Source organism: Protofrankia sp. Cas4, assembly GCF_963555915.1.
Taxonomy (GTDB): Bacteria; Actinomycetota; Actinomycetes; order Frankiales; family Frankiaceae; genus Protofrankia.
Map to the genome: position 1 here is coordinate 1 of NZ_CAUVXL010000146.1, position 3,952 is coordinate 3,952.

5 protein-coding genes are annotated in these 3,952 nt (G+C 70.4%); all 5 read left to right on the top strand.

From position 1 onward, the window contains the following. Window positions 1-1,187, top strand: a 1,187-nt coding sequence (locus U9979_RS13415; protein WP_322779633.1) for an FtsK/SpoIIIE domain-containing protein, incomplete at its 5' end; no start/stop codon positions are given. Beyond that, window positions 1,184-1,405: a hypothetical protein gene (locus tag U9979_RS13420; RefSeq protein WP_322779634.1), complete on the top strand. Its 222-nt coding sequence runs from the start codon at window positions 1,184-1,186 to the stop codon at window positions 1,403-1,405. The genes U9979_RS13415 and U9979_RS13420, both read left to right, overlap by 4 nt. Continuing rightward, the gene (locus U9979_RS13425; protein ID WP_322779635.1) at window positions 1,402-3,093 is read left to right on the top strand and encodes a replication initiator; all 1,692 of its coding nucleotides are present in this window, start codon (window positions 1,402-1,404) and stop codon (window positions 3,091-3,093) included. The genes U9979_RS13420 and U9979_RS13425 overlap by 4 nt, the downstream gene beginning before the upstream one ends. A gap of 19 nt (window positions 3,094-3,112) precedes the next feature. After that, entirely contained in the window at window positions 3,113-3,307 is a 195-nt protein-coding gene (locus U9979_RS13430) for a helix-turn-helix domain-containing protein (RefSeq protein WP_322779636.1), read from the top strand. 190 nt (window positions 3,308-3,497) lie between these two features. Next, on the top strand, window positions 3,498-3,830 hold the full coding sequence (locus tag U9979_RS13435) for a hypothetical protein (RefSeq protein ID WP_322779637.1): 333 nt from the start codon (window positions 3,498-3,500) through the stop codon (window positions 3,828-3,830). The last annotated feature ends 122 nt before the right edge of the window (window positions 3,831-3,952 follow it).

The following is a 3,952-nucleotide window of genomic DNA, read 5'->3' on the forward strand; positions in this document are numbered from 1 at the left end:
GGTGGCGCCCGGTCATGGTCCACACCGACTTGGCGATTCGGATTCCGGTGTCCAACGGTGACCGGGTCTCCTTCGCCGAAACGTTCCCCCGGATTCGCACGATCCGGTCGGACCGGTGGGGCGACCAGCTGCGGATCGAGCTGCTCTACGGCCAGACCCCCGAGCTGTGGGCGGAGCAGGCCGACGCGCTGCGCCACGCGTTCCGGGCTCGGTCGTGTCGGATCCGGTCCGATCGGGTGGGGTTCATCTGGGTGGACTTCGCCCGCCGCGATCCCCTCGCCGTTCCCATCCCCCCGTTCGACCTCGACGGTCCCGATGCCGACGGAACCGGCGATGGCGACGATGACGGTCCGGTGGACCTGTCCGGCATTCCGATCGGCCGCCGGGAGGACGGCGAGCTGTGGCGGCTGCCGGTCCGCGGCGCCCATGTCCTGATCGCCGGAGCCACCGGGGCGGGGAAGAGCGCGGCGGTGTGGGCGATGATCCGCGGGCTTGCCCCGGCGGTCCGCGCCGGCCTCGTCGAACTGTGGGTCGCCGACCCGAAGGGTGGGATGGAACTGGCCTTTGGGCAGGCGATGTTCTCCCGGTTCGCGACCGACACCGACAGTATCGCCGATCTCCTCGACGATGCGGTCACGGTCATGCGGAAACGGGCCGCCCGGCTGCGTGGGGTCAGCCGGTTGCACACCCCGACGACCGACGAACCGCTGATCGTGGTGATCGTCGATGAGATCGCCTCGCTGACCTCCTATGTCACCGACCGGGACCTCAAGCGGCGGCTGTCCGCGTCGTTGCCGCTGCTGCTCTCCCAAGGCCGGGCCCCCGGCGTGGCGGTGATCGGTGCGGTGCAGGACCCCCGCAAAGAGGTACTGCCGTTCCGGGACCTGTTCCCGGTCCGGGTCGCGCTGCGGATGACCGAAGCCGACCAGGTCGATCTCGTGCTCGGGGACGGTGCCCGCGACCGCGGGGCACGCGCCGACGAGATCGGCGAAGACATGCCCGGGGTCGGCTATGTGCTCCTGGACGGGCAGGCCGACCCGGTCCGGGTGCGGGCGGCCTGGGTCGACGACCCCGAGATTGCACGGATGGCCCGTCGGTATCCGGTACCGGCGGTCGCCGAACTGCTCGATCTGGTCGGTGACGGTCCGGACGGCTGGACCCCGGATGTGGACGGGCGGGCGGCATGACAGCCAGTCCGGAGGACTACGCCCCGGTGTATCCGCTGCCGGTCTGCGGCTGGTGCCGGCATCTGTGGGTGGCGCACTGGGCGGATGACGGCTGCCAGATACCGGCGGGGCGCGGGCGGGTGTGTGGCTGCCGGGAACCGCCACCCGACCGACCCGATTCCGACGATGACGGCCAGGACCACGACCACGACCATGGACAGGAGGACCGGGCGGCATGACCACCCCGAGCACTCCGCCGGCGGAACCGCCGGCGGAACCGCCGGCGGGCAGCCGGGCCGCTCGCCTGCGCCAGCCACTGGCCCGCCACGTCCTGGAGGCGGTCGCGGCGGAAAACGGGGTGTGCATCCGCCCGTTGGCGATGCGCCGCGTGGACATGGTTACCGGGGAAACCGAGATCATCCCGATGGCGTGTGGGGCCACCCTCGCGAGCAAGTGTCCGCCGTGTGCGGAGCGTGCCCGCAAGCTCCGGATGGCGCAGTGCAAGGCCGGGTGGCATCTCGATGACGAACCACTCCCCGACCCCGACCCGCCGACCGACGATGCGAAGACCCTGGTCCAGCTCCGGGCGGATCTCGAAGCGGTCCGCACCGACGCTGTGACCGGCCACGATGTCGATCAGATCGGTGAAGTGGACGATCTGATCTCGCAGGTGGACGCGGCGTTGGCAGACCTCGGTGTGCGCGGCAAGACCGCGCCGGACAACCGCGACCGGCCACGACGGACCCGGTCGACGAAACGGCGCCAGGATGCCCCGGATCTGCCCCGGTTGCCGGTGGATCGGCGCACGGTGGGGCGGACGTTCACCGGGTCGGACGGGATGGTGTGGCGGCCGTCGATGTTCCTCACCCTCACCTGCGACTCGTACGGGCGGGTCACGTCGGAGGGCACCCCGGTGGACCCGGACGGTTACGACTACCGGCGGGCGGCCCGTGACGCGATCCATTTTCCCAAACTGGTTGATCGGTTTTGGCAGAATCTGCGCCGGGCGGTGGGTTACGACGTCCAGTACTTCGCCTGCCTGGAACCGCAACGGCGGTTGGCGCCTCATTTGCATGCGGCGATGCGCGGCACGATCCCGCGGGTCCTGCTCCGGCAAGTGGCGGCGGCGAGCTATCACCAGGTCTGGTGGCCGGCCTGCGACCGGCCGATCTACGCCCCGGACCGGCTGCCCGTCTGGGACGACGACACGGGCGGCTACACCGACCCGGACTCGGGGGCGCCGCTGCCGACCTGGGATGAGGCGCTCGACGCGATCGGCGACGATGTCGAACCCGTGCACGTCGTCCGGTTCGGGGTCCAGGTCCGCGCCGACGGGGTGACCGCCAACGACCGCAACACCGGCCGGTTGATCGGCTACCTGACCAAATACCTGACGAAAAGTCTGGACACCTGCCACAACATCGCCACCGACGCGCAGCGAGCACACGTCGACCGGCTCGCCGATGCCCTGCGGTACGAACCGTGCTCGCCGGGCTGCGCGAACTGGCTGCGCTACGGCGTCCAACCGAAAAACCCCCGCGGCGGGCTCGTGCCCGGACGGTGCAAGGGCAAGGTCCACCGGCGCGAAACCCTCGGCTTCGGCGGACGCCGCGTGCTGGTCTCGCGGAAGTGGTCCGGGAAAACCCTTGCCGACCACAAGGAAGATCGGAAAACGTGGATCCGGGAACAGCTCGCGGTCCTCGGCCACACCGGCACCGGGGACACCGGCGATGGCGGCCAGGGCGCCGCGCCCGACCGGGTCGTCTGGCAGCTCCTCCGGCCCGGTGATCCGGCGACCCCGCGCCGGGAACACCTGCTGCTGCGCGCGGTCGCGGATCGGCACCGTTGGCGCGCTCAACTTGATGCGGCTCGCGGTGATCCCCACCCGGTTTCGGCAACCGACCCGAGCATGCCCCGTGCGGCCTGACCCGACGACCGGAGGAACCGTGCACAAGCTCCTTCTCACCCCCACGGAAGCCGCCGAGCTGCTCGGCGTGAGCCGCACCACCCTGTACGAGCTGCTGAATGCCGGTCAGATCGAATCCGTCCGGATCGGGCGGGCACGGCGGATCCCGCGGGCCGCACTCGTCACCTACGTCGATCGGCTCCGCGGGCTCTCCGACGGGGAGGCGGCAGCATGACCACCCTCGCGCGGCGGCGGCGGGCTGGTGTTCGGCAACTCGCCCCGACCGGCCTGTTGGCCCGCGGTCCACCCGGGACACGTCGCAAACCGTCACAACAGAAAGATCGAATAAGCGGCCCCGGCGGGTGCTGGAACACCACACCGGGACCTCGATCCGCACCCTTCCACTACAAGGAGCGCAGACCGTGATGCCTATCATTCCGCCTGACCTCGACCCACCGCGCGACCCCTCCGACGGACAGCCCTTTGTCCGCCTCGACACCCCCGGCCACGGCTACTACGAGATGACCGTCAAGCCGGGCGCCGACCCCTTTGAGGTCGCCCGGACCGCCGTCACGATCCCCACCGACGCGGTCTTCATCGAAGCCCTCGGGGATGTCGACGTCGTCTTGGTGTTCCGCGCGTTCCCGGGCACGGCGTTTCCGGCAACTCCCCCATCACACGGGCCTGGTCCGGCCGGTGGCTGGGTACCCGACGTTCTCCCGTATCGGACGGTTCCCGCCCAGCACCAGCCGCACTGACCGGTACCCGCGGTCCTTCGCACCCACCCCATTTCTTTTCCGTTCCTCTGGTAGGCGCACTACCTGCCGGGGAGCCGGACGGGTCCAGGGTCGGCGAAGCCGATCACGTAGTGACGCGTAGC

What these genes read in the sequence shown, in the direction of transcription:
- U9979_RS13420 (WP_322779634.1), top strand. Translation starts at nt 1,184, where the DNA reads ATGACAGCCAGTCCGGAGGACTACGCCCCGGTGTATCCGCTGCCGGTC.
- U9979_RS13425 (WP_322779635.1), top strand. Translation starts at nt 1,402, where the DNA reads ATGACCACCCCGAGCACTCCGCCGGCGGAACCGCCGGCGGAACCGCCG.
- U9979_RS13435 (WP_322779637.1), top strand. Translation starts at nt 3,498, where the DNA reads ATGCCTATCATTCCGCCTGACCTCGACCCACCGCGCGACCCCTCCGAC.